Below are 26,983 nucleotides of genomic sequence, written 5' to 3'. Positions count from 1 at the left end.
TTGCTATATAGCGTCATCCCATGCTCCCCGTCTCTCTGATCCGTTCCGAATTGCTGGCCTGGTACGATAGCCATGCGCGCAGCCTGGCGTGGCGCGCGCCGCCGGGGGCGGAGGGGCGGACCGAGCCCTATCGGGTGTGGCTGTCGGAGGTGATGCTGCAGCAGACCACGACGCCGCATGCGACGCCCTATTTCCAGAGCTTCACCGCCCGCTGGCCGACGGTGTCGGATCTGGCGGCGGCCGAGGACGGGGAGGTCATGGCCGCCTGGGCGGGGCTGGGTTACTACGCCCGGGCCCGCAATCTGCTGGCCTGCGCCAGGGCGGTGGCGGGCGAGCATGGAGGGGTGTTTCCGGATACGGAGGCGGGCTTGCTGGCCCTGCCGGGGGTGGGCGCCTATACGGCCGCGGCGGTGGCGGCCATCGCCTTTGATCGCGCGGCCAATGTGGTGGACGGCAATGTGGAACGGGTCATGGCGCGTCTGTTCGCGGTCGAGACCCCGGTTCCGGCGGCGCGGCCGGAGTTGAAGCGGTTGGCGGGCCTGTTCGTGACGGACGAGCGGCCGGGCGACTGGGCTCAGGCCCTGATGGATCTGGGGGCGACGGTGTGTCGGCCCAAGTCGCCGCTGTGCGGTCAGTGCCCGGCGGCGGGACAGTGTCTGGGTCTGGCGAGCGGAGCGCCGGAGCGGTTCCCGGTGAAACTGAAGAAGGCGGAGCGGCCGCATCGTCGGGGCGTGGCCTTCGTCATGATCGACGGCGAGGGGCGGGTGGCGCTGGAGCGGCGGCCGGACAAGGGGTTGCTGGGCGGGATGCTCGGCTTGCCGACGTCGGACTGGGGCGCAGCGCCTGACGTGAAGCCGCCCGTGTCCGCCGACTGGCGCGAGGCGGGGGCGGTCGAGCATGTCTTCACCCATTTCAGCCTGACCCTGACGGTGCGCGTGGCGCGGGTCGAGGCGGGTGGGGACTATCAGTGGCTGGCGCTCGAGGCGGCGCGGGCCGCCTTGCCGACCGTCTTCGCCAAGGCGCTGGATCGGGCCGGCGAACCGGCCCTGATCTGAACCCGCCTCCTATTGCATCCCGGCGCGGATTTCGGCGCGGAGGGCGTCGATGGATTTCAGGCCCTGGTCGGTCTTGAAGCGCCAGTAGGTCCAGCCGTTGCAGGCGGGGGCGTTCTCGAACAGGGCGCCCAGTTTGTGGATCGAACCGGTCATCGAGCCCGACACCAGCGAGCCGTCGGCGCGGACGCGGGCCTCGCGCTCGCCCTTGGGGCAGTAGAGGCGGTCGCCGGGGTGCAAAAGGCCGGCCTCGACCAGGGCGCCGAAGGGCACCTTGGGCTCGGCGCGCTTGGAGCCCATGACCATCAGGTCTTCGGGATTGGCGGGAATGACCGAGGCGATGCGGGTTTCGGCGACGGTGGCGTAGGTCTCGTCACGCTCGATGCCGATATAGTGGCGGCCCAGGCGTTTGGCGGCGGCGCCGGTGGTGCCGGTGCCGAAGAAGGGGTCCAGCACGACGTCGCCGGGGCGTGTGGCCGACAGGAGCACGCGGTGCAGCAGGGCCTCGGGCTTCTGGGTCGGATGGGCCTTCTTGCCGTCGGCGTCCTTGATCCGCTCCTCGCCGGTGCACAGGGCGAAGGTCCAGTCAGACCGCATCTGGGTATCTTCGTTGAAGGCCTTCAGGGCGTCGTAGTTGAAGGTGTAGCGCTTCTGCTCGCGCGACCGGGCGGCCCAGATCAGGGTCTCATGGGCGTTGGTGAACCGGGTGCCCTTGAAGTTCGGCATCGGGTTCGACTTGCGCCAGATGATGTCGTTCAGCACCCAGAAGCCCAGGTCCTGGATCGCCGCGCCGAGGCGGAAGACGTTGTGATAGGAGCCGATCACCCAGATCGAGCCCTCGGGCTTCAGCACGCGACGGCATTCAGTCAGCCAGGCGCGGGTGAAGGCGTCGTATTCGGCGAAACTGTCGAACTTGTCCCAGTCGTCGTCGACGGCGTCGACCTTGGAATTGTCCGGACGCAGCAGATCGCCGCCCAGCTGGAGATTATAGGGGGGGTCGGCGAAGACCATGTCGACCGAGGCGTCGGGCAGGCTTTTCAGCACGGCGATACAGTCGCCACGGTGAATGACGTCCTTGGCGAGGACGGGGGTGTTGAGCTCGGACATGGAACGCGGCCTCGGAACAGTGAGACGGTCATGGTGAATCCTTACGGTTAAGGCAGTGTTGATTCCGGGGGTTTCTTTGGCTGATCGCGGACAAGCGTCTTCGCCTTCGCCGGCTTGCAGCGAAGTTCGGGGAGGGCGTGGGACGCCGGGTCTGCACCCGGGGTTTGGAGTTTTAAGTACCGTTTCGGCGCAGTCGTCGTCCCACGCGGTCGTTTTCCACACGCGCTCCGGCTGGCGGCCCTCGTCTTCGAGCCTTGCCGGATCGGCGGGCCGTGTTGCGACGGCTTCGCCGGGGCGGACATGCCGACGAAAGTCGACAGCGGTCCGCTTTCCTAAGCGTGCGGCGAGCAGGGGACGGCATCCATCGCCGCCCCTAAGGACCCCGGCGGTCTCCTCCCCACCGGCTTCATCGCTCGACCACAGCCCCGCCGCCGTCAGGGCGCTGGATCCGACGCCCTCCCCATCGGCGGGGATGAGAGGATGATACGGGCCCCGGCGGGTATGGCGGGCAAATAGGGTCGAGATTCTTTTAGGGCGTTGAAATCGTTCGATTCAGACCAGCGTCATTGTGGGTGTTGGCTCACCTCCCCGCGCGCGAAGGCGCGGGGGGAGGACAGGTCGCGCCTGCGACCAGGAGGGGGCGACTCGGGCAGTGGTGATGACCCTGCCAGCTTCAAACACCGACTCGCCCCCTCCTGGCGTTCGCTGACGCTCCCGCCTGTCCTCCCCGTCGGCCTTCGCCGACGGGGAGGTGAGACTGTGGCGGTCGGGTCTGTTTTAACCGCGCACCACCTTGACGCATCCCGCCGCTTCGCGGGCCCGTTCGCGGGCCTGATCGACGTCGGCGCCGCGGGCTGTGGCGACGCCCATACGGCGGCGCTCATAGGCTTCGGGTTTGCCGAAGAGGCGGAGGTCGGCGGTGGGGACGGCGAGGGCTTCGGCGACGCCTTCGAAGGCGATCCCTTGCGCCTCCATGCCGCCGTAGATGACGGCGCTGGCGGCGGGTTCGCGCAGGGTCACGTCGACGGGCAGGCCCAGGATGGCGCGGGCGTGGAGGGCGAACTCGCTCATCGTCTGGCTGGCCAGGGTGACGAGGCCGGTGTCGTGGGGGCGGGGCGAAACCTCGGAGAACCAGACCTGGTCGCCCTTGACGAACAGTTCGACACCGAAGACGCCGAGACCACCGAGGGCTTCCGTGACCTTGCCGGCGATGTCTTGCGAGGCGGCAAGCGCAGCGGGGGTCATGGCCTGGGGCTGCCAGCTCTCGACATAGTCGCCCTTGATCTGGCGGTGGCCGATGGGGGCGCAGAAGTCCGTGCGGGTCGAGCCGTCGGCGGCGCGCGAGCGGACGGTCAGAAGCGTGATCTCGAAATCGAAGTCGATACGGCCCTCGACGATGACGCGGGCGCCGGCGACGCGGCCGCTGTCTTGCGCATAGGTCCAGGCGTCGGCGATTTCATCAGGGCTTTCGACGAAGGATTGCCCCTTGCCGGACGAGGACATGACCGGCTTGACGAAGGCGGGATAGCCGACGGTCTCGGCGCCGGCGGCCAGTTCCTCGGCGCTGCCGGCGAAGGCGTAGGGGCTGGTGGGCAGGCCAAGCTCTTCGGCGGCGAGACGGCGGATGCCCTCGCGGTTCATGGTCAGTTGCACGGCGCGGGCGGTGGGGATGACCACGGCCAGGCCGGCGGCCTCGATATCGGCCAGGACTTCGGTGGCGATGGCCTCGATCTCGGGCACAATGATGTGCGGGGCCTCGGCCAGGATGACGCCGTTCAGCACCTGGGGGTCGGTCATCGGGATGACGTGGCTGCGGTGTGCGACCTGCATGGCGGGGGCGTTGGGATAGCGGTCCACGGCGATGACCTCGACGCCGAGCCGTTGCAGCTCGATGGCGACCTCCTTGCCCAGTTCGCCGGAGCCGAGAAGCATGACGCGGACGGCGGTGTCGGAGAGGGGGGTGCCGAGTTTCATGGGGGGAGGGCTCCGGAGCTTAGATCAGGGCGCGGGGACGGCGTAGAGGCGGCGGAAGGCGTCGAGGGCGGCGCCGTGGTAGATGGTGGCGTGGGTCTCGGTCGGGCGGGGGGTGAAGTTCCAGCTCAGGCCGGGCAGGGCGTGGTCGCGCAGATTGGCGGTCAGGACGTCCATGGGGGCCTGCATCTCGGGGCCCTCGTCGCCCAGGGTCAGGATCAGGGTGCGGGGGTCGTTCGACTGGTCGCGCAGATGGGCGCCGGACTGACGCGCCAGGACGCCGCCGTCCCACCACAGGCTGGGGCTGACGGCGACATAGGCGTCGAACATCTGCGGTTCCTTCAGGAAGGTCTCGACCACGAAGAGGCCGGCCAGGGACTCGCCCATCAGGGCGGTTTCGCCGCTGGTGCGGAAGCGAGTTTCGACGAAGGGCTGGACCTCTTCGGCGACGAAGCGGCGGAAGCGGTCCGAATGGCCCTGGGTCGGATAGCGGGCGATCAGTTCGGGGTCTTGCGTCGGCAGGGCCAGTTCGTTGCGGCGGTCCACCGAGGCGATCCCGACCACGATGACGTCACGGGTCGTGCCGACGACGGTGCCGAGCTGGGCGAGGCCCGAGATGTGGTGGAAGTCCTGATCCTGGCCGCCGTCGAGGACATAGAGGACGGGATAGGTCTTGCCGCTGTCGGCATAGCCGGGGGGCAGCCAGACATTGATCTCACGCGGGGCGCCCATGATGGCCGAGGGCAGGGCGTAGGACCGGCCGATGACGATGGGGGTTTCGGCGATGGGCGCTTCCGACGCCGTTTGGGCAAGGGCGATGGTCGGAAGGACGCTCAGGCCAGCTAACAGGGCCAAGGCGCGCAGGGCGGCGATCAAAGCGGCAACTCCGAAGAATGAGCCGCCCAACCCTTGTCGCGGTGGGCGGTGTCGATGGCGTCGACCAGTTCGTCGGCAGCGCCCCGTCGGCGCAGTTCTTCGGTCGGCATGATGCTGCTCTGGGCGCAGGCGTCGGCGTTTTGCCCCATCAGAGCCGGCGCCATGGCCAGGCCGCCTCGCTCGGCGTCTAGCCAGATGCGAAGTCCGCCCGTTTGGGACTGGTCGATGATGCGCCCCTCACAGTTCGCGCGTGTCTGGGCGTCCATCGACGCCAGAACATGGTCGGCATGCCAGGCGATCAGGGCCTTGGACCGCACCGTGGCCTCATAGAGAAAATCCAGGGTGTCGGCCTGGTCCCGAGGCTCGATCAGTTCCAAGGGCAGAACATTCGACCAGTCGATCGTGTCGCCGGTAGTCAGGTCGTAGGTCATCCGCAGCTCGGTGGCGTTGGGCGGGGCATCGCCGCAGGACGCGACATCGCGGATCACCAGGCTGGCGAACCTGGGGCCGGACATGGGGGCCGAGACGCGTCGCGACCAATGCGACCGTTCCGGCGCGGCGGCCATGCAGTGCGTCCGCTCCAGCGCGCCGGTATCGTCCAGGGCGCCGGTCAGGTGTTCGAACTGCCGCGCCGCGCGGGTGTCGCCGGTCAGTCGAGGCAGGACTTCGACGCCCTCGACCGTATCCGGCCGCCCGATCAGGCGGCTGGCGGGGGACTGACTCTCCGATGCGCCACTGATCAGCAGCAGGAAGGTCAGGCCCACCGCGGCGATCATTACAGCCGCGCCTTGACCGCCGCGACGACGGCGTCGGCGGTGATGCCGAACTTGTCGTAGAGGACTTCGGCGGGGGCCGAGGCGCCGAAGCCGGTCATGCCGATGAAGGCGCCGTCTTCGCCGATGAAGCCTTCCCAGCCCTGTTTGATGGCGGCCTCGACGGCGACGCGGATCGTGCCGCGGCCGATGACCGAGGCGCGGTAGGCGGCGTCCTGTTGCTCGAACAGTTCGAAACAGGGGACGGAGACGACGCGGGTCGGGACGCCTTCGGCCTCGAGGGTCTCGGCGGCCTTGAGGGCCAGGGCCAGTTCCGTGCCGGTGCCGAACAGGGTGGCCTTGGCTTCAGCCGAAGCCGCCTTGATCTCATAGGCGCCCTTGGCCGAGAGGTTCTCGGTCGTGGCGACGGTGCGGACGGCGGGGGTCTTCTGGCGCGACAGGGCCATGGCCGAGGGCGATGTCCGGGTCTCCAGCGCGATCTTCCAGCATTCCATGGCCTCGACCGTGTCGGCGGGACGGAAGACCAGCAGGTTGGGGATGGCGCGCAGGGCGGCCAGATGCTCGACCGGCTGGTGGGTCGGGCCGTCCTCGCCCAGGCCGATGGAGTCGTGGGTCAGGACGTGGATGGCGCGGACCCCCATCAGGGCGCCCAGACGGATGGCCGGGCGGCTGTAGTCCGAGAAGACCATGAAGGTGCCGGCGTAGGGGATGATCCCGCCGTGCAGGGCCAGGCCGTTCATGGCGGCGGCCATGCCGAACTCGCGGATGCCCCAGTTGACGTAGCGGCCCTCATAGGACGGCGCGTCCAGGATGGGGGTGCCGGCGACGAAGGTGTTGTTCGAGCCGGTCAGGTCGGCCGAGCCGCCGACCAGTTCGGGGATCGACGCGAAGACCTGGTCCAGGGCGGCGCCCGAGGACTGGCGCGTGGCCTGGGCGGGCTGGGTTTCGATCAGTTCGGCGATCTTGGCGTTCAGGGCGTCGAAGGCGCCCTCGGGCAGGTCGCCCTTCATGGCGCGGGTGAAGTCGGCGGCCTGGCCCGAGGCGGCGAGGCGGGCCTCCCACTTCTTGCGGTCCTTGGCGCCGCGACGACCGACCTTGGCCCAGGCGTCGGCGATGGTCGTCGGCATTTCGAAGGGTTCGTGATCCCAGGCCAGGCCCAGGCGGGTGGCGGCGATCTCGGCGGCGCCCAGGGCGGCGCCGTGGGTCTTGTGGCTGCCTTCCATGGTGGCGGCGCCCTTGCCGATCTTGGTCTTGCAGGCGATCAGGGTGGGCTTGTCCTGACGGGTGGCCCATTTGAGGGCGGCCTTGATGGCGTTCATGTCATGGCCGTCGATGGCCTTGACCGCCCAGCCGGCGGCCTTGAACCGGGCCTTCTGGTCGGTGGCGTCGGACAGGGAGACCTTGCCGTCGATGGTGATCTCGTTGTCGTCCCACAGGACGGTGAGCTTGTTCAGCCTGTAGCGGCCGGCCAGGGCGATGGCTTCTTGGCTGACGCCCTCCATCAGGCAGCCGTCGCCGGCGACGACCCAGGTGCGGTGGTCGACCAGGGCGTCGCCGTATTTGGCTGCCAGGTGACGCTCGGCCATGGCGAAACCGACCGACGCAGCCAGGCCCTGGCCCAGGGGGCCGGTGGTGACCTCGACGCCGGGCATGTGGCCGTATTCCGGGTGACCGGCGGTCTTGGAGCCCCACTGGCGGAAGTTCGACAGTTCTTCCTTGGTCGCGGCCTTGTAGCCGGTCAGGTGCAGCAGGGCGTAGATCAGCATCGAGCCGTGGCCCGCCGACAGGATGAAGCGGTCGCGGTCGGCCCAGTCGGGGCGGCTCGCGTCGAACTTCAGAAACTTGGAGAACAGCACCGTGGCGACGTCGGCCATGCCCATGGGCATGCCGGGGTGGCCCGACTTGGCCTGTTCGACGCCGTCCATGGCGAGGACGCGGATGGCGTTGGCCATCTGCTGGGGCGTGGCCTTGGGGGCGGATTTGACGTCGGTCACGAGGGAAGACCTTTCGGCGGAAGCGGAAATTCAGGGGCGCGCCGCTTTACCCCGGCGCGTCCTCGGGTTCTATACGGAATTTACAAGGAGCGACCGATGGCAGACGCCACCACGGCCGCACGGGCCCGTATCGACCGGGCCCTGGCCGAACTTGAACGCAAGATCCTGGAGATCAAGGCTCGACCGGCCTCGGCTCCTGCGATCGCCGACGACGACCTGTTCGCACCCAGAACTGGGAACGGGGCGGATGCGGCGCGGGTGGCCGAGCTGGAGGTCGCCGGGCGCGAGGCGTCTCAGGCCCTGGCCCGGGCGGCGGCGGCGGTGCGCGGGGTGCTGGATCAGGACGACTTGAATCAGGACGACGAAGAGACCGAAAGCGAGGCCGGCTGATGGCGACGGTGACGGTGGAGGTGAACGGCCGACCCTATGCGGTGGGCTGCGCCGACGGGCAGGAGGAGCGGGTCCGCATCCTGGCCAAACAGTTCGACAACCAGGTGCGTCAGGTTGCCCAGGACGTGGGCCATGTCGGGGATCTGCGGCTGTTCCTGATGTCGGCCCTGATCCTGTCGGACGAACTGCACGAGGCGCGGCTGAACGGGGGCGGGGGTCCTGCGCCGCAGACAGCCGCCGCGCCGCCGACCAGCGACGGGGTGGCCGAGGCGCTGAACGCCGTGGCCGCGCGGATCGAAAAGATCGCCCAATCTATCTGATCACGGGCCATCTGATCACGGCGCTTGAGAAGGCGGGGCGCAGCGCCTATCTTGTTCGACGGCGGGTCCTGCTGCGGCCCTCGTCGAAGGCATACATTTCCTCGCGACCTTAATTCACTCAAAGGGATCTGTCCCTGTCCGGGCTCGAGGGCCTGGGCATATGGAGCCCACCTGGCTACCCAGGTTCGAGAGGATTTAAACGCCCTTCACGGTTCTTGCGGCGCCGCCAACCTTTTCTCCCCTCTTCGCCCCCATTCTTCGCCCTGCGCGTGAGACGCGCTCCAGCTGAGCGCCCCATGTCCGAGAAGCATGAACTCCGGTCCGCCGCCCGCGCGCGGCGCAAGGGTCTGGCCGAGGCCGATCCGATGGCCGCCCAGCGCGCCGCCGACCATGCCGAGGCCCTGCCGCCCGGGCAGGTGGTGGCCCTGTACAGCGCCATGGGATCCGAACTGGACGCCGAGGCCCTGGCCGTGGCGCTGGAGGCTGCGGGGCGCCGGCTTTGTCTGCCGGTGGTGCTGGAGCGGGACGCTCCGATGATCTTTCGCGCCTGGTCGCCGGGCGAGCCGCTGGAGATGGACGCCGCCGGCTGTCCCGCGCCCCTGCCGCTGGCCGAGGTGTTGGAGCCGGATCTGATCATCACGCCGCTGCTGGCTTTCGACGCGTCTGGCGGGCGGCTGGGGCAGGGGGGGGGCTTTTACGACCGCACCTTCGCCGCGCGGCCGGATGTGATCCGCATCGGCTTCGCCTATGCGGGGCAGACCGTGGAGGTGATGAGCCTGGAGGCGCACGACATGCGGCTGCACGGGGTGCTGACCGAGGCGGGGTATCAGGCGTTCTGAGGGATATGCCATTGACATATCCGTGCAGCAAGCCGATAGGGAGGCCATGAGCGCCCCGCTGAAAGCCACGGTCTTCAAGTCCAATCGCTCGCAGGCCGTGCGACTGCCCAAGGCCGTGGCTTTTCCCGATGACGTGAAGGAGCTTCGCGTCATCAAGGAGGGCAAGAGCCTGCGCCTGGTGCCGGTGGATGCGCTGTGGGATGACTTTCTCGATCAGCCCGGCATTTCGGATTGGCCGGATCGTGACCAGCCCGAGATGCAGAAGCGGGAGGACTGGTGAGCACCGGCTATATGCTGGACACCAGCATCTGTATCGAAATCCTGCGGGGCCGCAGTGCTGCGTTGAATGCGCGTCTGAGGTCTGAGCACGAGCCGCTTCATGTATCGACGGTGGTCGTCATGGAACTGGCGGTCGGACCCAGCAAGCTTGCGGACGCTCGTCGCGCCGAACGGCTGGAGTCGTTCCTCGCGCGGCTGGACATTCTTGCTTTCGACGAAGATGCGGCCCGGCATACGGCGGCTATCCGTGCGGATCTGGAACGTCGCGGGCGCCCCATCGGACCTTATGACTATCAGATCGCGGGTCATGCTCGCAGTCGGGGGCTGACCGTCGTCACCCGCAACACTGGCGAGTTCGAGCGCGTTGCCGGCCTAAGGGTCGAGGACTGGTCGGATGGTGGTAAAGGCGTACACGAATGAGACTGGCGTTTTTTGGCGACGTCATCGGCAAGTCCGGCCGTGACGGGATCAGCGATCATCTTCCGGGCCTGAAGCGCGACCTGAAGCTGGACTTCGTGGTGGTGAATGCCGAGAACGCCGCGGGCGGTTTCGGCATCACCGAGAACACGGCGCGCGAGCTGTTCATGGCCGGCGCCGATTGCCTGACCTTGGGTAATCATTCGTGGGATCAGCGCGAGGCCCTGACCTATATCGTGCGCGAGCCACGCCTGATCCGGCCGGCCAACTATCCGCGCCTGATGGATGCGCCGGGCGCCGGGGCCAATCTGTTCGAGACGGACACGGGCCGCACCGTCCTGGTGATGAATGTGCTGGGCCGGGTGCATATGGACCCGATGGACGATCCGTTCGGGGCGGTGGAGCGCGAACTGGCGGCTGCGCCCCTGGGGGCTGTGGCCGATGCGGTGATCGTGGACATGCACTGCGAGGCGACCAGCGAGAAGATGGCCATGGGCCACTTCTGCGACGGGCGAGCGTCGCTGGTGGTCGGCACCCATACCCACGTCCCGACCGCCGACTGCCAGATCCTGCCGGGCGGCACGGCCTATCAGACCGACGCCGGCGGCTGCTGCGACTATGACAGCGTGATCGGCAACGAGAAGGAAGAGCCGCTGCGGCGCTTCACCACCCGGATCTCGGGCGGGCGCTACATGCCGGCCTCGGGGCCGGCGACGATTTGCGGCGTGTTCGTCGAGACCGACGACAAGACGGGGCTGGCGACGCGGGTCGAGCCGATCCGGGTCGGCGGGCGGTTGAGCCAGGCGGTGCCGGTTCTCTGACGTCAGGCCAAGGTGAGTGTGTTCGAACCCGCCTCGACCACCATGGTCTGACGGGTCGTCAGCACGCCTGAACGGTCGGAGACCTTGTCCAGGACCTTGAACTGGGTGGTCCAGAGGGTCGGGATGGCTTCGCAGACCATAAAGCCGCGCTGGGAGTTGCGGAACTTCAGCTGGGGATTGACGGCCATGAAGCGGTCGTAGTCGGAGCCACGGTCCGAGCCGTCGCCGCGCGAGCTGATCGAGGTGCCGACGAATTCCACGGCGATGGGGGCGCCTTCGGGCTGGCTGCCGTCCAGCCACAGGCCGCCGGCGTAGTTCTGATGTTCGTCGCCGGTCAGGACCACGACATTGTCGATGCGGCGGTCGCGGATGTGGCGCAGCAGGCGGTTGCGGGGCACGCGATAGCCGGCCCAGCTGTCGGTATTGATCCCCTGGCCGCCGGAGGTGTTGCGGTTCAGGTCCATCATCATGACCTGCTGGGCCAAGGCCTTCCAGCGCGCCTTGGAGCGATCCAGGTTGGTCAGCAGCCAGGCTTCCTGGGCGTCGCCCAGCACCTGGGCGGCGGTCGCCTCTATGCCGGGGCATGTGGAGTTGAAGCGGCCGCCACAGGGCTGGTCCGTGCGGAACTGTCGGGTGTCGAGGAAGGCCACGTCCAGCAGGTCGCCGTACTGGGCGCGGCGATAGGCCTGCATGGCCGCGCCGCGCGGGAAGGCCGACTTCCGCATTGGCATGAACTCGTAGAAGGCCTGCATGGCCGCCGCGCGGCGCAGGCTGAAGATTTCGGGCGGCGTGCCCTCCTGGTCCGCGTCGCCGACCCAGTCGTTGTCGACCTCGTGGTCGTCATAGGTGCAGAACCAGGCGGCCGAGGCGCGCGAAGCCTGAAGGTCCGTGTCCATCGTGTACTGGGAATAACGGCGCCGGTAGTCGTCGAGGCTGTAGACTTCGCCGCCCAGGTGGACGCGGGCGTTGTCCTGGGGGCCATCGCTCGCCTGATAGACTGGGTCGCCGCGATTTTCGTAGATGTAGTCGCCGTAGCAGAAGATGAAATCCAGGTCCTCCGCCGCCATCTTGCGGTGGGCGGTGTAGTAGCCCTGCTCATAGGCCTGGCAGCCGGCGACGCCGAAGCGGACGGCCGAGACGGCGGCGCCGGCCAGGGGAGCGGTCTTGGCGCGGCCGACGCCGCTGCGTTCGGTCCCGCACTGGAAACGGTAGAAATAGAGGCGGGCGGGCTCCAGGCCCTCGACCTCGACGTGGACGGAATGGCCCAGTTCGGGCCGGGCGATCACCTCGCCGGACCGGACGACGGTGTTGAAGCCGCGGTCGGCGGCGACCTCCCATTTCACAGCCACGGGCGCCCTGGGCATGCCGGAGCCATAGGCGACGGGGTCCGGGGCCAGGCGCGTCCAGATGACGAAGCCGTCTGGCAGGGGATCGCCTGCCGTCACGCCCAGTCGGAAGGGGTTGGTGTCGAAAACGGCCTGGGCCAGTGCGGGGCCGGTGGGCGACAAGGCCAGGCCTCCGCCGAAGGCGGCCAGCATGGAACGGCGCGAGAGGGAGAGCGTGGTCATCGAAAATCCCCGAGCTGGGGCCCGGCTCTATCGCCGCGATGTGACAGATTTTCCAGCCGTGGCGGCAGGGCGCGGGGCGCGGGGCGCTGTGTCGCACGTCAGGCGGCGGGGCGGCGGCGCGACAGGAGGACGGTTTTGCGGATCTGTTCCAGCTCAGTGGACCGCTGTTGCGGCGTATGGGTCGCCACCACATGGCGCTGACCCGCCTGGGCCAGGGCGAGCCGCTCCTCGGGCCGGTTGATCAGCCGCTCCATCGCCGCCGCCAGGCTTTCGGGCGTGATGTCGTTCACATAGAGGGCGTGGTCGCCGCTGGCCTCGCGCAGGCCGCCCCGGCCGGACGAGATCAGGGCCGCGCCCGCGGCATGGGCCTCGACCGCCGTCAGGCCGAAGGGCTCGTCCCAGACCGAGGGGGTCAGGGCGATGGCGGCGGTCTTCATCTGGTCGCGCACCTGCGACAGGGGGGCGGAACGCAGGACGGCGACACGGGCGCCGTATCGCTCAAGCGGGGCGAGGTGCGGCCCGGCCCAGGCGGCGTGCCTGTCCCAGTCGTTCAACATCAGAACCGCGCGCCAGTCGGGATGGGCGTCGAGCACGGCGGGCAGGGCCGCGCACAGGACGTCCAGCCCCTTTTCCGGCATGGCCCGGCCGGCGAAGGCGATGACCGGCTGACGATCTTCCGGCGGGGCGAACCAGGCGGCGGCGTCGATGGCGTTGGGCAGGGCGTGGGCGCGGTCGGCGAGGCGGGGATAGGTGCGGGCGAAGGCGCGCCGTTCGGCCTCGCTGACGAAGATGAAGCCGTCCATACGGCCAAAGCGCGCGGCGTAGCGCCAGCGGTCCAGCAGATGGCGGGCGGGCTTGAGGGCGTTGTGTCGGTACAGGAGGTGGGCTGCCTCGGGGAGACGCGAGGAGACGGCGAGGGCCTGTTTGACCTGCTGGTGGTGTTCGATCAAGTCGGGTTTGAACGCGTCCAAGGCGGCGAACAACGCGCGGCGGTAGTTGTGCGCCGGCAGAGCCAGGACGCCCGGCGCATTATGGTCGTCGGCCCCTTGAGCGCAGATGATCCGCGTTTCGTCGGCCCCGTCCCGGCGCGCGAGGGTGCGCACGACGGTTTCCATCGAGTTGGGCTGGCTGTCGGAAAAGAGCGAGCCCGGGGGCAGTAGTACGGCAGTGCGCAGTGGATCAGTCCTAGGGATAACGACGGCGAGAGCCGCGTCTGATCGACGCGCTCAAGCTTAATCGGTTCCGGACTGAATTTCCGTCGCGAAAACTTTGTCAGCGCCGTCGGGCGCGCAGTCGCAGGCGCATCGGTTCGCGGCTGCGCAGGGTGATCTGGTGGACCGGGCGGGGTTCGACCGTGGTCAGGGCCTCGACCTCGGCGGCGCGCAGGATGGAAGCCAGGGCGATCATCGCCTCCTGGATGGCGAAGGCGGCGCCGATGCAGACGCGGGGACCGGCGCTGAAGGGGATATAGGCGTAGCGGTCGATGGACTTGCGGTTCTGCGGCAGGAAACGCTCCGGCTTGAAGGCGTCGGGGTCGTCCCACAGCAGGCTGTGGCGTTGCAGTATCCACGGCGAGATGATGACGGTGGCGCCGGCCTTGATCGGCTGGCCGCCGATCTCGTCGTCGGCCAAGGCCTTGCGGGCCATGGTCGGGGCGGGCGGGAACAGGCGCATGGTCTCGTCCAGCACCGCGCGGGTCCAGGGCAGGGCGTCGGCCCATTTGGGATCGGAGACGTCGAAGGCGTCGGCTTCGGCTTGGAGCCGGGCCAGGTGTTCGGGCTGGCGCGACAGCAGGTGCAGGGTCCAGCCCAGGGCGCGGGCCGTGGTCTCGTGTCCCGCCAGGATGAAGGTCAGGATGTTGGCGGCGACCTCTTCGTCAGACAGGCCGGGGCCGCCGTTCTCGTCGCGGGCCAGCAGCAGGGCGCTGAGCAGATCGTCGGGGGCTCCGTCGCCGGCTTCGATGCGGGCGCGGCGAGCCTCGACCAAGCGGGTGACCCGCTGCTCGAAGAAGCGGGCCGAGCGGAAGCTGGCCAGACGGCCCAGGCGCGGGGCCCAGTCCGGCGCGCCCAGCACGTCCAGCGGATCGATACGGGCGCCATTGGCCAGGAACTGGTTCAGGGCGCGCTCGAACCCGCGCGCCTCGCCGCCCAGTTCGTCGGAGAACATGGTGGCGGACAGGATGTCGAAGGTCAGGCCGGACATCTCGGAGTCGATGTCCAGCACCCGCCCGCGCGCGGACAGGGACCAGCCGGCGACACGGGCCTGGCAGACCTCGGCCATACGGGCGTTCAGGGTCGCCATCTTGGCCGGGGTGAACAGGGGGGCCAGGATGCGGCGCGCGCGGCGCCAGACCTCGCCCTCGGTCAGCAGCAGGCCCTCGGCCAGCATGGGCCCCAGGACGCGGCGTTGCAGGTCGCCCTTCTCATAGTTGGCGGCGTTCTCGGTCAGCACATGGCGGACGCCCTCGGGGTGGCTGACCACCAGGATCTCGCCGAAGGCCGAGTTGCCGTGCAGCTGCGGCTCGGTGAAATGCCGCTCGGACCACATCTGGATCGGATCGCGCCAGCTGATCCACAGGAAGGGCAGCAGCGACAGGGGCTTGCCCGTCCGCCGAGGCGGTATGGCGGGGCGGAAGATGTCGGTCGCGGTGGCGTCCATTAGACGCTCCTATGCAAATCGCCCGTCAGCAAGGCGCGTGGTCCGTAAAACGCTCGATCTGGTGCGTGCGTTCACGAAGCATAGTGGACCAGCACGACGTCAACGAGAAGGCGACGTCCTGCCGATGGCGCCGAGCAGTCGCGCCATATCGTCTGCGTTCAAATCCTTCGAGCCCTGGCTCGAGGCAGCGGGCTTCAAAACGGGGGCCGTCGGCGCCGCTTCACCCGATTGAGCGGCTCTGCGCTTTTCGCGTCGCTCGAACAGAAAGCGTTGAAGACCCCAGACAAGGTGAGGCGTCCACGGTTGGCCGCAGGCGGTCTTCTTCCCCGATTTGTTCAGAAGGCCGGCGATCTCGTTGGGCCGGGTGAAGCCGTTCTTGAAACAGGCGCGGAGCCACGGATCGAGCTCATCCAGGAACGCCTCCTTGGATCGATTGCGAAAACTGAAGTGCTTCAGTTCGTCTCTCGTGATCTGTGAAGGCTTGGACGGCGTCCGTCCGGCGGGCCGCCCCGGCTGCCGCTCGGCAAGACGTCCCGTCGGCGCAGTTTTGGAACCGGGAGAACGCGCCCGTTTTCCGCCGCCGAGATAGGATCCCTTAGCCATGCTCAGTTCGCCGCCGGAGCGGCGGTCGGCGTCCAGGCCTTCAGTTCGGCGATCTCGCGCGTCTGGGTTTCTACGACGATCTGGGCCATGCGCCGGATTTCCGGATCGCGGCTGTCGCGCAGGGCGACACGGGCCGTGGCGACGGCGCTTTCGTGGTGGGCGATCATCTTGGCGACATAGGCCTGATCCGCGGTCTGAGCCGCGGCCTGCATTTCCGCTGTCGTGCGGGTCGCCGCCGCCTGGTTGGCGGCCGACGCTTCACGCAGCGCCTGCTGCACCGGGTCGCCGCCGCCGTCGCAGGCCCCTAGCACAAGGAGCAGCGCGATCGGCGGGGCGGTGCGGATCATGCGGCGTCGCCGAGCCAGCCCGGCATCCAGCCTTCGTGCCACTCGCGCAGGTGGGCGACGGGGATGCTGAACAGTTCGCCCTTGTCGCCCTTGGAGGTGAAGGCGTCGCCGCCGGCGTGGCCGACGACCGAGGCGTGCAGGCCCTCAGCCTGGGCCTTGGCGATCAGGGCGTCGGCGTCGGGCACGGCGACCAGATAGCGGGCCTGGTCCTCTCCGAACAGGAAGATGTGGGCGTGGGCGGCGCTGGAGGCGTCCAGGGTCACGCCGACGTCGGAGGCCAGGACCAGGTCGGCGGCGGCGCCGATCAGGCCGCCGTCGGACAGGTCGTGGACCACGGTCAGGTCGCCGGCCTCGATCAGGTCGCGCACGAAGTCGCCGGTCTTCTTTTCCAGCTTCAGGTCGACGGGCGGGGGGGCGCCGTCCTCGCGGCCCAGAACCTCGCGCAGATAGATGGAGGCGCCCAGTTCGCCGTGGGTCTGGCCGATCAGGACCAGCGTATCCCCGGCCGCCATGGTCGAGAAGTTGGTCACGACGTCATAGTTGGGCAGCAGGCCGACGGCGCCCACGGTCGGGGTGGGCGGAATGGCGACGCCGTTGGTCTCGTTATACAGGCTGACGTTGCCGGACACGACCGGGAAGGCCAGTTCGCGGCAGGCCTCGGCCATGCCGTCGATGGCGCGGACGATCTGGCCCATGATCTCGGGGCGCTGCGGATTGCCGAAGTTCAGATTGTCGGTGATGGCGATGGGGCGCGAGCCGACGGCGGTCAGGTTGCGCCAGGCCTCGGCCACGGCCTGTTTACCGCCCTCGTAGGGGTCGTTCTGGACGTAGCGGGGGGTGCAGTCCGAGGTCACGGCCAGACCCTTGTCCGTGCCGTGGACGCGGACCACGCCGGCGTCGGCGCCGGTGGCCGAGTCCTGAAGCGTGTCGGCCATGACGTGGCGGTCGTACTGTTCCCAGATCCAGCGCTTGGAGGCCATGTCGGGGCAGGCGATCACCTTCATCACCGCATCGGCCCAGTTGGCGGGGGCGGGGATGTCGGCGGGGTTCAGCTTCGGCTGGAGTTCCGGCTGGACCCAGGGGCGGTCGTAAAGGGGGGCGTCGTCAAACAGGGGCGCCAGGGGCACGTCGCAGACCGTCTCGCCGTGATGCTTCAGCACCAGACGGCCGGTGTCGGTGGTGACGCCGATGGTGGCGGCGTCCAGGCCCCATTTCTTGAAGATGCGCTCGCCGTCAGCCTCACGGCCGGGCTTGAGGACCGCCAGCATCCGCTCCTGGCTTTCCGACAGCATCATCTCATAGGCGGACATGCCCTCTTCGCGCTGGGGCACGGCGTCCATGTTCAGTTCGATGCCGACGCCGCCCTTGCCGGCCATCTCGACCGAGGAGGAGGTCAGGCCGGCCGCGCCCATGTCCTGGATGGCGGCGACGGCGCCCGAGGCCATCAGTTCCAGCGTGGCCTCGATCAGCAGCTTCTCGGCGAAGGGGTCGCCGACCTGGACGGTGGGGCGTTTCGATTCCGACTCGTCGTCGAACTCGGCCGAGGACATGGTTGCGCCGTGGATGCCGTCGCGGCCGGTCTTGGAGCCGAAATAGACGACCGACAGGCCCGCCGAGGGGGCGGCCGAATAGAAGATGCTGTCGGCCTTGGCCAGGCCGACGCACATGGCGTTGACCAGGATGTTGCCGTTGTAGCCGGCGTGGAAATTGGTCTCGCCCGCCACGGTCGGCACGCCGACGCAGTTGCCGTAGCCGCCGATGCCGGAGACGACGCCCTTGACCAGGCGTTTGGTCTTCTCGTGGCTGGGATCGCCGAAGCGCAGGGCGTTCAGCAGGGCCACCGGGCGGGCGCCCATGGTGAAGACGTCGCGCATGATGCCGCCCACGCCCGTCGCCGCGCCCTGATAGGGTTCGATGTAGGAGGGGTGGTTGTGGCTCTCCATCTTGAAGATGCAGGCGTCGCCGTCGTCGATGTCGATCACCCCGGCGTTCTCGCCCGGGCCGCAGATGACGCGGTCCCCGGTGGTCGGGAACTTGCCCAGGTGGATCTTGGAGGATTTGTACGAGCAGTGCTCGGACCACATGACCGAGAAGACGCCCAGTTCGACATGGTTGGGCTCGCGGCCCAGCCGGTCGAGGACGACCTGATATTCATTCGGGGCCAAGCCGTATTCGGCGGCCAATTCAGCCATGGTCTTTTGAGGAGCGGTCATGGGCGGGGCTTCTAGCCGCAGATGGGCCGATAGGCTATATTCTAGACAGTATTTTGGGAGTTCTAGAATGGGCCTCAGCATCAAGCGCGCCGAGACGGAGCGCAAGGCGCGCGCCGTCGCCGAGCGCCTGGGCGTCAGCCTGACCGAGGCCATCGACATCGCCCTGGACAAGACCTGGAAGGAACTGACCGCCGAGGAGGCGGCGGCGGAGCGGGCGAGCAAGCGCGAGGCGCTGTTCGCCTATCTGCGGACCCTGCCGCCCGGTGACGGCCGGTCTCTCAAGGAGATTGATGACGAAATGTACGACGAGCACGGTCTGCCGCGCTGATGGTCATCGACACCTCCGCCTTCGTCGCCATTGTTCTGAGAGAGCCGGAAGCGGCGGCGTTCGACGAACGGATCCGGTCGGCGGCGACGCGCCGGGTCAGTGTCGCGACCTGGGTCGAACTGGCGGCGGTGCTGACGTCCCGGCTCGGCGTGGACGCACGGCCCGTGCTCGGGCGTCTTGCGGAGGAGTATCGGCTGGACCTGGTCCCCGTCGATCAGGCGCAGATGCGGATCGCCTGCGAGGCCGTGGTGCGGTTCGGCAAGGGGCGGCGTCCGGCGCGGCTGAACTACGGCGATTGTTTCGCCTATGCGCTGAGCCTGAGCAGTGGAGAGCCGCTGCTGTTCAAGGGCGATGATTTCTCGAAGACGGACGTGGCGATCACGATCTGAGTAGGGGGGAACGTCCGGGGGCTGGGCGTCATTTCGTGTGTAGCCAACACGGAGTTCACCATGACCGACACCCCCATCGACCCCGCTGCGACCCCGGAAGACGAGGATTTGCCCGAGATCGCCGCCGACGACGCCGGCGCCTCGGCCATGGCCGAGCAGGCGCAGAAAGAAGATGAAGTCAAAGACGAGGGGGAGGGCATCTGATGCGCTCCACCCCCGCGACAAAGGTCACGCCGGCCACCGGCCAGCAGATGGATCGGTCCAATGATCCTGAGACTACACGCGAAATGGACAAGGCCGCGCCCGAGCAGGCGATGATCAGCCGTCGGCAGCGGCTGACCGGACAGGCGACGGGAATGGGCAGCGTCGGCTTTCGGGAGGCCGGCGCCTTTGACGTCGGCGCCGGGGAAGATGCGGCGATTGATACGCCCGTGACGCCCGGCAAGAAGCCCTAACGCTCGACCCCCGGCTTCAACCGGAAGGCCAGCAGCACGCCGCCAACCAGCAGGATGATGGCTCCGGCCAGGGCGGTGAAGGCGACCGCCGGCTTGTCGGTCTGTTCGGCGACGAAGGCGCCGAGCAGGCCCCAAGCCGTCGGCAGGGGATAGGCGATGGTCCGCAGGCTGGCCGTAACCGCCAGAGCGACGCCGGTGGTCACGACAATGGCCAGCATGGCCCAGGCGGCGGGCGACAGGGCCGTCGGCAGGGCCTCGAAGGCGGTCAGGGTGGTGATCAGGTTCAGCGGCGCGGCCACCGTCAGCCAGCCCGCGAGCGCCGCCAGGGGCCAGACGAGCAGCAGTCGGTCGCGATCCGTTCGGCTGAGCGCCCGGATGGAGCCGGAATAGGCCGCCAGCGGGGCCAGCAAGCCGATCAGCGAGGCGAAGATGACGATGACGCTGGCCGCCTTCAGATTCAGGGCGGCGACGACGATCCACATGCCGATGCCGAAGAAGGCCACGGCCGACGGCCAGCCCATCCGGTTGATCAGGGTGCTCTCGCCCGTCTGGGGCAGCACCTGACGGACGGCGTAGGCCAGCAGGCCCAGATAGATCAGGCCCCAGATCGAGAAGGCGTAGCCGGCGACGCGCAGGGTCGAATTTCCATCCGCAGCAAACTCGGCCTGGGTCAGGCCCAGGCCCGCCAGGTTCTGGACCAGCGGGACCACGATGGCGAAGACGGCGGCGGCCAGCACCACCAGTCGGCGGGTGCGCTGGGCGGGCGTGGGACGAAGGATCGAGGACATGCGGATTCCGATACGACGGTGTTCAAGTGGAATGTACGCGCCGCACGGCGGTAAGGTTCACCGTTGCCGCGTGAAAAGTGAAGCTTGCCTGCGCCACGTTCTCTGTGCTGCTTGTCATCGGGCATGACGAACGCCGCCGGACGATGGATTTTTTGCCTGACCGCCATGGTCGCATCGGCCGTCGCAGGCGTGGGGCACGCCCAGACAAGTGCGGCGACCGTCGTTCTCACCCAGCCGTCGCAGGACGCCTGGGCGCGCGTTCGTCAGGCGCTGACGCCCGAGCAGCAGGCGTTGGAGGTGCGCCGCTTCCTGTCGGCCCTGGCCGCGGCGAACGGCAGGCCGATCACGCCCGCCCTGGACGCGCGACACATTGCTTCGGGTCGCGCCGTCTCACTGGACGATCCGGCGCTGCTGCAGCGGCCGCAGGCGCACGAGGTGACGCTGACGGTCGATGGGCGGTTCCTGGTCTTTCGTCCTTTGTCACGCGCCAGTCTGGACCCCTTCCTGGGACGGTAGAGGAACCGCCTGTCGTGTCGTCGGTTGTTCAACTCACACGAACTGGAGATGACCATGGCTGACCGCGACGACGAAACACCCATCTTCGAAACCAACGAGGTCGAAGCCAACCTCGCCATCGAACACGGTCAGGGCGTCGGCGCCCGCGAACTGGCCGCCCAACGCGATCCGGGCGGCGTGGTCACGGCAGACGAAGACGAAGACCTGGAGAACGGACAGGCGACGCGTCCGGAGTGAGCGCGTCCCTGTCTGCTTGACGGCGGTTTGATGATCGTCGTTCATGCCGCGCATGAACGCAGACGCCGCCGTCGCTCTGGAGACGCTTCTTCAGCACGCCCTGTCCGCTAGAGCGGGCGGAGATTCCGACGCGGCGTTCGCGGCGGCGGAGCGGGTGCTGGGTGTCGATGGACGCAACGTTCTGGGGAATATTCTCAAGGGCGACGCCTTTGCCGCCCGGGGCGATGCGCGGTCCGCCTCGAGCTTTTACGGCGCGGCCCTGGCGAGCGCGCAACAGCGCGGCGCTGATCCTGAACTGAAGGGCGAGTTGCGGCGGGTGCAACAGGCGCTGGCGGACATGAGGCGCCGGTTCGAGGAGGAGCTTCTGGCCGGGATAAAGGCGCGCGGATTTGACGAAGCCCAATCCAGCGCGCGGTTCGCCCTGTCGCTGGACCTGCTGACAGGGCGCAAGCCGCTGTATCACCAGCAGCCGAAATTCTATCTTTTTCCAGGCCTGCCCCAGGTCCAGTTCCAGCCCCGCGCCGACACGCCCTGGCTGGCGGCGATCGAGGCGGCGGCGCCCGCCATCCGCGCCGAACTGGAGGCGGTTCTGGCCGAACCCGCCCTGTTCGCACCCTATGTCGAGGACCGCTCGAACCGACCGCGCAGCGGACAGGCGGGCATGCTGGAAAACCCCTCCTGGAGCGCGGTTTTCCTGTGGAAGGACGGCGCGGTGGTTCCCGAGGTCGCCGCGCGGTGCCCGCAGACGCTCAAGGCGCTGGAAGCCGCGCCGCTGAGCATAATTCCCGGACGGTCGCCGTCGATCCTGTTCTCGAAACTGGCGGCCGGGGCGCGGATTCCGCCGCATCACGGCCTGATCAACACCCGGCTGATCTGCCACCTGCCGCTGGTGGCGCCGCCAGGGTCCTGGTTCCGGGTGGGATCGGACCAGCGTCAGTGGAAGGAAGGCCAAGCCTGGGCGTTCGACGACACGATCGAGCATGAGGCCTGGAACGACAGCGGACAGGACCGGACGATATTGATCTTCGACGTCTGGAAGCCCGAGATCAGCGAGGAGGAGCGAGGGCTGATCCGCGCCCTGTTCGACGCCATCGACGCCGGGGGCGGGGCGACGCCGAAGCTGGGGACCTGAGTCGGGTCAGTTGAGCCCGAACTCGCCCCACAGCGGATAGTGGTCGCTGATCCGCCACGACAGCTGGATGCGGGGCAGGTTCTGCAGGACCACGCCCTGGAAGCTGGGGCCGGCGGCCTGGCGGAACGCCGAGGAGAGGTAGGGTTTGCCGTCCTTGCGCCGCTCGAACCAGGCGATCTGGTCGAAAAAGCTGGCTACGTCGGGCTTTTCCACGGACGAGCAGAGGGTGCGCGGCACCTTTTCCAGACCGGGTGCGATGACGTCGAACCGTTCGAGCACTGCGACGATCAGGACGGCGGCGTGGAAATCGCGGCGGGGGCTGTCGCCGTCCTCGCTTTCCCACTTCTCGGTCAGACTGCCGAAGCCGCGGATGTTCCAGGTGGCTATCAGCAGATTGTCGCCGGCCGTCTTGGGCGGCACGACCTTGAGCAGGGTGTTCAGTCGGCCGAGATCATCGCGCACGGCTTGGGGCGGTGGACCGAGAATAGTCGCCATGATCGTCCCCGAGACGCTGATGCAGCCTCAGGTTAGCGCAAACCGTGATCATCGCATGTCAAAAGACACACAGAACCTTGTCTTGTCACTGGGCGTGACTGCAACAAATGAGGACGGATCGCGCCCTATTTCACTTTGAACGTAATTGCAAAGGCGACGACACGGTTGTCAAAGCGAGGCTCCGACCCGTCGCCTGTCGTGATTTGACGCAGTCGCGCGCGCCCCATTGATCGCAACGCCGCCCTCCCTATGCCAAGGCGGCGGGGCCATTCGCTTTCGATCCGGCATTCAGACAGGCGACCGTCTTGTTGGGGCATACAGGACAGAGCCGCATAGCCTTCGCCTGCGTCCAGGGCTTGTGTGGAGAAGTCTGGATTCGGCAGCCTCTCCCAAGTGAACGGAGTCGGAAGGCCGTCTTGACCTTCGCCTTCGGTGAGACTGTCACGAGGATCGACCAGAGGCCGGCCGCAGGCCGTCAGGGTCTGCTCGATCGCCGTGCTGGAAGGGTTGATGTCCATCACATAGCGGTAGCGGCGGTCATCCGGTCCCTGAGCCACGATTTGAAGTTTGCCGCCTTTGGCCAAGCGGCGCGCGACCATGGCCGGGATGCGACTGAACGCGGTCGTTCGGTCCTCGCCAACGGTCCAGATGGTGCGGCGGGTGACGTCGTCGTCTCCCACGGCAAGCCCGAGATCGCGCGTGGTGGCGCGCTGCGGCGCTTCAGGAAGGCCGGTGATCAGGAGGTCATAGGCGTCGTCCACGCATCGCGCGGCCAAACTGATGCCTGACGTGAATTCCACCAGGGCGAGCGTAGCTTTTTGATCGGGGACCACGGTTAGAACCCAATCCTCCGGCGCGGCCGAGGCCGGTGTCTGCGCAGGCTGGGCATGGCCTGTTGTTGCTGTTGCGAGGAGGATGAGGGCGGGGAGGAGGGCGTCCATGGCTCCACTTCGCCTCAACGGCAGATTGCCGTCAAGCTGCGGCGTAGATGCTCTGGAACAGCACGGCGCCGTCGGCGGAGCCCAGTTCGGCCTCGAAGGCGCGGTCGGGGTGGGGCATCATGCCGAGCACATTGCCGCGCGCATTCTGGATGCCGGCGATGTCATTGACCGAGCCGTTGGGGTTGTCGACGTAGCGGAAGACCACTTGGCCCTCGCCCTCGATCCGGGCCAGGGTTTCGGCGTCGGCGAAGAAGTTTCCGTCGCCGTTGCCCTGGGTCATGACCACCTCGCGCTGGCCCTGGTAGCCGGCGGTGAAGCGGGTCTGGCCATTGGAGACGGTCAGGGCGATGGGCTTGCAGACGTATTTCAGCCCCTTGTTGCGCAGCAGGGCGCCGGGCAGCATGCCGGCCTCGCACAGGATCTGGAAGCCGTTGCAGATGCCGACCACGGCGACGCCGTCGTCTCCGGCCTTCTTGACCGCCTGCATCACCGGCGACTGGGCCGCCATGGCGCCGCAGCGCAGATAGTCGCCGTAGGAGAAGCCGCCGGGAATGACGATCAGGTCCAGGCCCTGGGGCAGTTCGGTCTCGGCGTGCCAGACCATCGAGACGGGCTCGCCGGTGGAGCGTTCGACGGCGACCTTGCAGTCGCGATCACAGTTGGAACCGGGGAAGACGATGACGGCTGCGCTCATGGCGCGGGCCTCTAGCACCGTTTTCAGGAAATGTCAGTGCGCGGGTTCAAGAAGTCCGAGGCGGGTCTCGATCCGGCCGAGGCGGGCGTCCTGACGATCAACGATCTGATACAGGTTGGAGACGTCCTGGTTCAGGCCGTTGAGGTGGAGGCGCATGGCCTGAAGTTCGCCTCTCACGCCGGCGACATTGCCGTCGATCCGGTCCAGGCGTGTCTGCATGGACTTCAGCACTTCGTAGATGAGGTTGTTGGTGACGTCGGCCATGAGTTCATACTACCATAAACTGTGGTTACGCCAAACGATTGGACGCGGCGCGTCTCCGTCCCTCCGCCCACGCCGCCACGAAGATCGCGAAGCCGCCCAGCGACAGCCCGACGCCCACCCAGCCGGTCGAGGTCCAGCCGTAGCCGGCCGCGATGGCCATGCCGCCCAGCAGGGGGCCGATGGCGTTGGCGGTGTTGAAGGCCGAGTGGTTCAGGGCGGCGGCCAGGGTCTGGGCGTCGCCGGCGACGTCCATCAGACGGGTCTGCAGCACCGAGCCCAGGCCGCCGCCGCCGCCGATCAGGAAGACGACGATCATGACGGCCCACAGGTGCGGGGCGGCGAAGGGATAGAGGGCCAGGGCCGCGGCGCTCCACAGCAGAAGGCCGCCCGCCGCCGGGAAGCCGATCCGGTCGGCGGCCCAGGCCCCCAGGATATTGCCCAGGAACATGCCGACGCCGAAGACGGCGAAGACCCAGGGCATGATTTCCGGCCCGACGCCGGTCACGGCCTGAAGGGTCGAGGCCAGATAGGCGTAGACGGCGAACATGCCCCCGAAGCCGACCGCGCCGACGCCCAGGGTCAGCCAGACCTGGCTCCGCTTCAGGGCGCCCAGTTCGCGCACGGGACTGGCGTCCGGATGGGCCGGATCGCGCGGGGCGAACAGGGCGACCAGACCCATGGTGGTCACCGCCAGGACGCTGACGATGGCGAAGGTCCAGCGCCAGCCAAAGGCGTGGCTGATCATATTGGCGAAGGGCACGCCGATGACCGTGGCGACCGTCAGACCCATCAGAACGGTCGAGACGGCCCGGGTGCGGAGATGCAGCGGCACGACCGACGCTGCAACCAGGGCCGCCACGCCGAAATAGGCGCCGTGCGGCACGCCGCTGAGGAAGCGGAAGACCAGCATCCATTCATAGGTCGGAGCCAGGGCCGACAGGCCGTTGCCGATGGCGAACAGGGCCATGAAGCCGATCAGCAGCAGCCAGCGCGGGCTGCGCGCGCCCAGCACCGCCAGGATCGGCGCTCCCACAACGACGCCGGCGGCGTAGGCGCTGATGACATGGCCGGCGGCCGGGGCGTCGACGCTCAGGCCGGCGGCGAAGTCGGGCAGGATGCTCATGGCCGCGAACTCGGTCACGCCGATGGCGAAGCCGCCCATGGCCAGGGCGATCAGCACCAAGGCCACCCGTCCGGCGCTCATGGGTTCGTTGGTGACGTCGGAATCGACGACGGCGCCGCCAGCGGCCATGAAAGCTATCCGTAAAGGGGGAGGGGGCTATTGCGATGCAACATAAGGAGCCTCCTCCTTGGATCAACGCCTCAGCCGCGGTTTTCGTAGGTCGCGGTGATCGAGGCCTTGGCCAGGGTGTGGAAATGCAGGTTGAAACCGAAGACGGCGCCGGAATCGTCGGCGGTGACGTCCAATCGCTCCACGTCCACGGCGAAGACGGTGAAGATGTAGCGGTGCGGGCCGTGGCCGGGGGGCGGGGCGGCGCCGCCGAAGCCGGCCTGGCCGAAATCGGTGCGCCCCTGGACCGCGCCGGAGGGCAGGTCGCCGCCGGGCGAGCCTGCGCCGGTCGCCAGCTCGGTGACGTCGGCGGGGAGGTTGGCGACGGTCCAGTGCCAGAAGCCTGAACCCGTCGGGGCGTCGGGGTCATAGCAGGTGACGGCGTAACTCTTCGTCCCCTCGGGCGCGCCGGTCCAGGCGAGGTGGGGCGAGGTGTTTCCCTTGTCGTGGACCTGAGCGTCGGGCAAGACGCCGCCGTCCTGGACGTCCGTGGAGGTGAGAGTGAAGGTCATCTAAAGGGGCTTCCTCGGGAGTGCAAAAATCAAGTGGCGGACAGGAGACGCGCTTTCACGCCGCTGCGGTCCAGCAGCCGCACCGCCTGAACGTCGAAGGAGACGAAGGTTTCCCCGCCCAGCCATTGGCCGTCATGGGCGATGACGCCGTCGGCGAAGTCGCCGCCCGCCTCAAGAACGGCGAGACCGGCCTCGGCCGTCGGTCGATCCACCGATATGTTGCGCATATCCAGCAGGCGACGAATGGCGGTCGCGATATCCTCGCGAGACGCGCGATAACCTCGGGCCAGCACCCAGGCAAATTCACACAGGGATTGGCTGCTGACCGCCACTCGATCAGCGGATTCCAGGGCCTCTACCGCCAGACGCTGCTGGTCCTCGTCGTCGCCGACGATGGCGCGCAGCAGGACATTGGTGTCGGCGGTGATATTCACGGCTTTTCAGGGGCCGCGCCAGCTTGCGCGGTCAGGGCGCCGATCTCTTCGATCGACAGGCGCGCCCCGTTCGTTCGACCTTTCAGGAACCCCGAGAGATCGGACCAAGAGCCCTTCATCTGTTCGGCGCGGAGCTCCGCACGGCCGTCGGGCAGAAGGTCGAGGTGGATCTTCTGCCCGGGCTGGATGCCGAGATGCTGTAACACCTCTTTGCGGAAGGTCACCTGGCCTCGGCTAGTCACGGTGAGCTTGGTCATGCCGACAATGTAATGCAATCGT

Annotated in this window: 34 protein-coding genes and 1 other RNA gene; 15 read left to right on the top strand and 20 right to left on the bottom strand. The window is 68.0% G+C overall.

Going from position 1 to position 26,983, the window contains the following annotated elements; genetic code table 11:
- Positions 1-20: 20 nt before the first annotated feature.
- The gene (mutY, locus tag GGR11_RS07200) at positions 21-1,055 is read left to right on the top strand and encodes an A/G-specific adenine glycosylase (RefSeq protein WP_183196038.1); all 1,035 of its coding nucleotides are present in this window, start codon (positions 21-23) and stop codon (positions 1,053-1,055) included.
- A 9-nt stretch (positions 1,056-1,064) separates the two neighbouring features.
- Here the strand turns inward: mutY and GGR11_RS07195 are convergent, their stop codons facing one another.
- From GGR11_RS07195 to tkt, 5 genes are all read right to left on the bottom strand, one after another.
- Positions 1,065-2,159 carry a site-specific DNA-methyltransferase gene (locus GGR11_RS07195; protein WP_183196037.1) on the bottom strand — a complete coding sequence of 365 codons (1,095 nt, stop codon included), beginning with the start codon at positions 2,157-2,159 and terminating at the stop codon, positions 1,065-1,067.
- Positions 2,160-2,936: 777 nt separating this feature from the next.
- On the bottom strand, positions 2,937-4,133 hold the full coding sequence (gene purT / locus GGR11_RS07190; protein ID WP_183196036.1) for a formate-dependent phosphoribosylglycinamide formyltransferase: 1,197 nt from the start codon (positions 4,131-4,133) through the stop codon (positions 2,937-2,939).
- Positions 4,134-4,157: 24 nt separating this feature from the next.
- The gene (locus GGR11_RS07185) at positions 4,158-5,006 is read right to left on the bottom strand and encodes an alpha/beta hydrolase (protein WP_246331587.1); all 849 of its coding nucleotides are present in this window, start codon (positions 5,004-5,006) and stop codon (positions 4,158-4,160) included.
- Positions 5,003-5,782, bottom strand: a complete 780-nt coding sequence (locus GGR11_RS07180) for a hypothetical protein (protein ID WP_183196035.1) — start codon at positions 5,780-5,782, stop codon at positions 5,003-5,005. Before GGR11_RS07180 ends, GGR11_RS07185 begins: the two co-directional genes overlap by 4 nt.
- Positions 5,782-7,773 (bottom strand): transketolase, encoded by a 1,992-nt coding sequence (gene tkt / locus GGR11_RS07175; RefSeq protein ID WP_183196034.1) that lies wholly within the window; start codon positions 7,771-7,773, stop codon positions 5,782-5,784. The genes GGR11_RS07180 and tkt overlap by 1 nt, the downstream gene beginning before the upstream one ends.
- Positions 7,774-7,869: 96 nt before the next feature.
- Here tkt and GGR11_RS07170 point away from each other — a divergent pair, with 96 nt between their 5' ends.
- The 7 genes from GGR11_RS07170 to GGR11_RS07140 all read left to right on the top strand — a co-directional run bounded on the left by GGR11_RS07170 (position 7,870) and on the right by GGR11_RS07140 (position 10,839).
- Entirely contained in the window at positions 7,870-8,163 is a 294-nt protein-coding gene (locus GGR11_RS07170; RefSeq protein ID WP_183196033.1) for a hypothetical protein, read from the top strand.
- Positions 8,163-8,483: a cell division protein ZapA gene (locus GGR11_RS07165; RefSeq protein ID WP_008263136.1), complete on the top strand. Its 321-nt coding sequence runs from the start codon at positions 8,163-8,165 to the stop codon at positions 8,481-8,483. The genes GGR11_RS07170 and GGR11_RS07165 overlap by 1 nt, the downstream gene beginning before the upstream one ends.
- Before the next feature lie 65 nt (positions 8,484-8,548).
- A non-coding RNA gene (gene ssrS, locus GGR11_RS07160) (6S RNA) lies at positions 8,549-8,711 on the top strand.
- Between the two features lie 68 nt (positions 8,712-8,779).
- On the top strand, positions 8,780-9,322 hold the full coding sequence (locus GGR11_RS07155) for a 5-formyltetrahydrofolate cyclo-ligase (protein WP_183196032.1): 543 nt from the start codon (positions 8,780-8,782) through the stop codon (positions 9,320-9,322).
- Positions 9,323-9,368: 46 nt separating this feature from the next.
- Positions 9,369-9,602, top strand: a complete 234-nt coding sequence (gene vapB, locus GGR11_RS07150) for a type II toxin-antitoxin system VapB family antitoxin (protein WP_221205100.1) — start codon at positions 9,369-9,371, stop codon at positions 9,600-9,602.
- Positions 9,599-10,021 (top strand): type II toxin-antitoxin system VapC family toxin, encoded by a 423-nt coding sequence (locus tag GGR11_RS07145; protein WP_287930197.1) that lies wholly within the window; start codon positions 9,599-9,601, stop codon positions 10,019-10,021. Before vapB ends, GGR11_RS07145 begins: the two co-directional genes overlap by 4 nt.
- Positions 10,018-10,839: a TIGR00282 family metallophosphoesterase gene (locus GGR11_RS07140; RefSeq protein ID WP_183196031.1), complete on the top strand. Its 822-nt coding sequence runs from the start codon at positions 10,018-10,020 to the stop codon at positions 10,837-10,839. Before GGR11_RS07145 ends, GGR11_RS07140 begins: the two co-directional genes overlap by 4 nt.
- 2 nt (positions 10,840-10,841) lie before the next feature.
- Here GGR11_RS07140 and GGR11_RS07135 read toward each other — a convergent pair whose 3' ends face one another.
- The 6 genes from GGR11_RS07135 to purL form a co-directional block, all read right to left on the bottom strand.
- Positions 10,842-12,407, bottom strand: a complete 1,566-nt coding sequence (locus GGR11_RS07135) for an alkaline phosphatase D family protein (RefSeq protein WP_183196030.1) — start codon at positions 12,405-12,407, stop codon at positions 10,842-10,844.
- Positions 12,408-12,505: 98 nt separating this feature from the next.
- Positions 12,506-13,510 carry a glycosyltransferase family 4 protein gene (locus GGR11_RS07130; RefSeq protein ID WP_343051099.1) on the bottom strand — a complete coding sequence of 335 codons (1,005 nt, stop codon included), beginning with the start codon at positions 13,508-13,510 and terminating at the stop codon, positions 12,506-12,508.
- 169 nt (positions 13,511-13,679) lie between these two features.
- Complete coding sequence (locus GGR11_RS07125) at positions 13,680-15,065, bottom strand: cytochrome P450 (protein WP_183196028.1); 1,386 nt, start codon at positions 15,063-15,065, stop codon at positions 13,680-13,682.
- A 99-nt stretch (positions 15,066-15,164) separates the two neighbouring features.
- Positions 15,165-15,668 (bottom strand): hypothetical protein, encoded by a 504-nt coding sequence (locus tag GGR11_RS07120; RefSeq protein WP_183196027.1) that lies wholly within the window; start codon positions 15,666-15,668, stop codon positions 15,165-15,167.
- Positions 15,669-15,670: 2 nt separating this feature from the next.
- Complete coding sequence (locus tag GGR11_RS07115) at positions 15,671-16,015, bottom strand: DUF305 domain-containing protein (protein ID WP_183196026.1); 345 nt, start codon at positions 16,013-16,015, stop codon at positions 15,671-15,673.
- Complete coding sequence (gene purL, locus GGR11_RS07110) at positions 16,012-18,228, bottom strand: phosphoribosylformylglycinamidine synthase subunit PurL (protein WP_183196025.1); 2,217 nt, start codon at positions 18,226-18,228, stop codon at positions 16,012-16,014. Before purL ends, GGR11_RS07115 begins: the two co-directional genes overlap by 4 nt.
- Before the next feature lie 67 nt (positions 18,229-18,295).
- Here purL and GGR11_RS07105 point away from each other — a divergent pair, with 67 nt between their 5' ends.
- From GGR11_RS07105 to GGR11_RS07090, 4 genes are read left to right on the top strand one after another with little or no spacing between them, the layout of a single operon-like run.
- Positions 18,296-18,556: a type II toxin-antitoxin system VapB family antitoxin gene (locus tag GGR11_RS07105; protein ID WP_183196024.1), complete on the top strand. Its 261-nt coding sequence runs from the start codon at positions 18,296-18,298 to the stop codon at positions 18,554-18,556.
- Positions 18,556-18,945: a type II toxin-antitoxin system VapC family toxin gene (locus GGR11_RS07100; protein WP_183196023.1), complete on the top strand. Its 390-nt coding sequence runs from the start codon at positions 18,556-18,558 to the stop codon at positions 18,943-18,945. Before GGR11_RS07105 ends, GGR11_RS07100 begins: the two co-directional genes overlap by 1 nt.
- Positions 18,946-19,005: 60 nt before the next feature.
- A complete protein-coding gene (locus GGR11_RS07095) occupies positions 19,006-19,149 on the top strand; it encodes a hypothetical protein (protein WP_183196022.1) in 144 nt (47 codons plus the stop codon).
- Entirely contained in the window at positions 19,149-19,400 is a 252-nt protein-coding gene (locus tag GGR11_RS07090) for a Tat pathway signal protein (RefSeq protein ID WP_183196021.1), read from the top strand. The genes GGR11_RS07095 and GGR11_RS07090 overlap by 1 nt, the downstream gene beginning before the upstream one ends.
- Here GGR11_RS07090 and GGR11_RS07085 read toward each other — a convergent pair.
- Complete coding sequence (locus GGR11_RS07085) at positions 19,397-20,188, bottom strand: hypothetical protein (protein WP_183196020.1); 792 nt, start codon at positions 20,186-20,188, stop codon at positions 19,397-19,399. The two genes, GGR11_RS07090 and GGR11_RS07085, sit on opposite strands and share 4 nt — an antisense overlap.
- A 123-nt stretch (positions 20,189-20,311) precedes the next feature.
- Here GGR11_RS07085 and GGR11_RS07080 point away from each other — a divergent pair, with 123 nt between their 5' ends.
- Genes GGR11_RS07080 through GGR11_RS07070 form a run of 3 tightly spaced genes read left to right on the top strand, consistent with a single transcriptional unit; the run spans position 20,312 to position 22,073 of the window.
- Entirely contained in the window at positions 20,312-20,704 is a 393-nt protein-coding gene (locus GGR11_RS07080) for a hypothetical protein (protein ID WP_183196019.1), read from the top strand.
- Between the two features lie 54 nt (positions 20,705-20,758).
- Positions 20,759-20,941 (top strand): hypothetical protein, encoded by a 183-nt coding sequence (locus tag GGR11_RS07075; protein WP_246331585.1) that lies wholly within the window; start codon positions 20,759-20,761, stop codon positions 20,939-20,941.
- A gap of 43 nt (positions 20,942-20,984) precedes the next feature.
- Entirely contained in the window at positions 20,985-22,073 is a 1,089-nt protein-coding gene (locus tag GGR11_RS07070; protein ID WP_183196017.1) for an aspartyl/asparaginyl beta-hydroxylase domain-containing protein, read from the top strand.
- 6 nt (positions 22,074-22,079) lie between these two features.
- Here GGR11_RS07070 and GGR11_RS07065 read toward each other — a convergent pair whose 3' ends face one another.
- The 8 genes from GGR11_RS07065 to GGR11_RS07030 form a co-directional block, all read right to left on the bottom strand.
- The gene (locus GGR11_RS07065) at positions 22,080-22,568 is read right to left on the bottom strand and encodes a hypothetical protein (protein WP_183196016.1); all 489 of its coding nucleotides are present in this window, start codon (positions 22,566-22,568) and stop codon (positions 22,080-22,082) included.
- A gap of 125 nt (positions 22,569-22,693) precedes the next feature.
- Complete coding sequence (locus tag GGR11_RS07060) at positions 22,694-23,509, bottom strand: hypothetical protein (RefSeq protein WP_183196015.1); 816 nt, start codon at positions 23,507-23,509, stop codon at positions 22,694-22,696.
- 31 nt (positions 23,510-23,540) lie between these two features.
- Positions 23,541-24,203: a phosphoribosylformylglycinamidine synthase subunit PurQ gene (gene purQ / locus GGR11_RS07055; RefSeq protein WP_183196014.1), complete on the bottom strand. Its 663-nt coding sequence runs from the start codon at positions 24,201-24,203 to the stop codon at positions 23,541-23,543.
- A 33-nt stretch (positions 24,204-24,236) separates the two neighbouring features.
- Positions 24,237-24,467, bottom strand: coding sequence for a hypothetical protein (locus GGR11_RS07050; RefSeq protein WP_183196013.1), 231 nt, complete (start codon positions 24,465-24,467; stop codon positions 24,237-24,239).
- Positions 24,468-24,492: 25 nt separating this feature from the next.
- Positions 24,493-25,719, bottom strand: coding sequence for an MFS transporter (locus tag GGR11_RS07045; protein WP_221205099.1), 1,227 nt, complete (start codon positions 25,717-25,719; stop codon positions 24,493-24,495).
- 71 nt (positions 25,720-25,790) lie between these two features.
- The gene (locus GGR11_RS07040; RefSeq protein WP_183196012.1) at positions 25,791-26,270 is read right to left on the bottom strand and encodes a YbhB/YbcL family Raf kinase inhibitor-like protein; all 480 of its coding nucleotides are present in this window, start codon (positions 26,268-26,270) and stop codon (positions 25,791-25,793) included.
- Between the two features lie 29 nt (positions 26,271-26,299).
- Complete coding sequence (locus GGR11_RS07035; RefSeq protein ID WP_183196011.1) at positions 26,300-26,704, bottom strand: type II toxin-antitoxin system VapC family toxin; 405 nt, start codon at positions 26,702-26,704, stop codon at positions 26,300-26,302.
- On the bottom strand, positions 26,701-26,961 hold the full coding sequence (locus GGR11_RS07030; RefSeq protein WP_183196010.1) for an AbrB/MazE/SpoVT family DNA-binding domain-containing protein: 261 nt from the start codon (positions 26,959-26,961) through the stop codon (positions 26,701-26,703). Before GGR11_RS07030 ends, GGR11_RS07035 begins: the two co-directional genes overlap by 4 nt.
- Positions 26,962-26,983 lie beyond the last annotated feature (22 nt).

Origin of the sequence: Brevundimonas mediterranea (assembly GCF_014196125.1) — a bacterium.
GTDB classification, from domain to species: domain Bacteria; phylum Pseudomonadota; class Alphaproteobacteria; order Caulobacterales; family Caulobacteraceae; genus Brevundimonas; species Brevundimonas mediterranea.
This window is presented reverse-complemented; position numbering and strand designations above follow the sequence as displayed.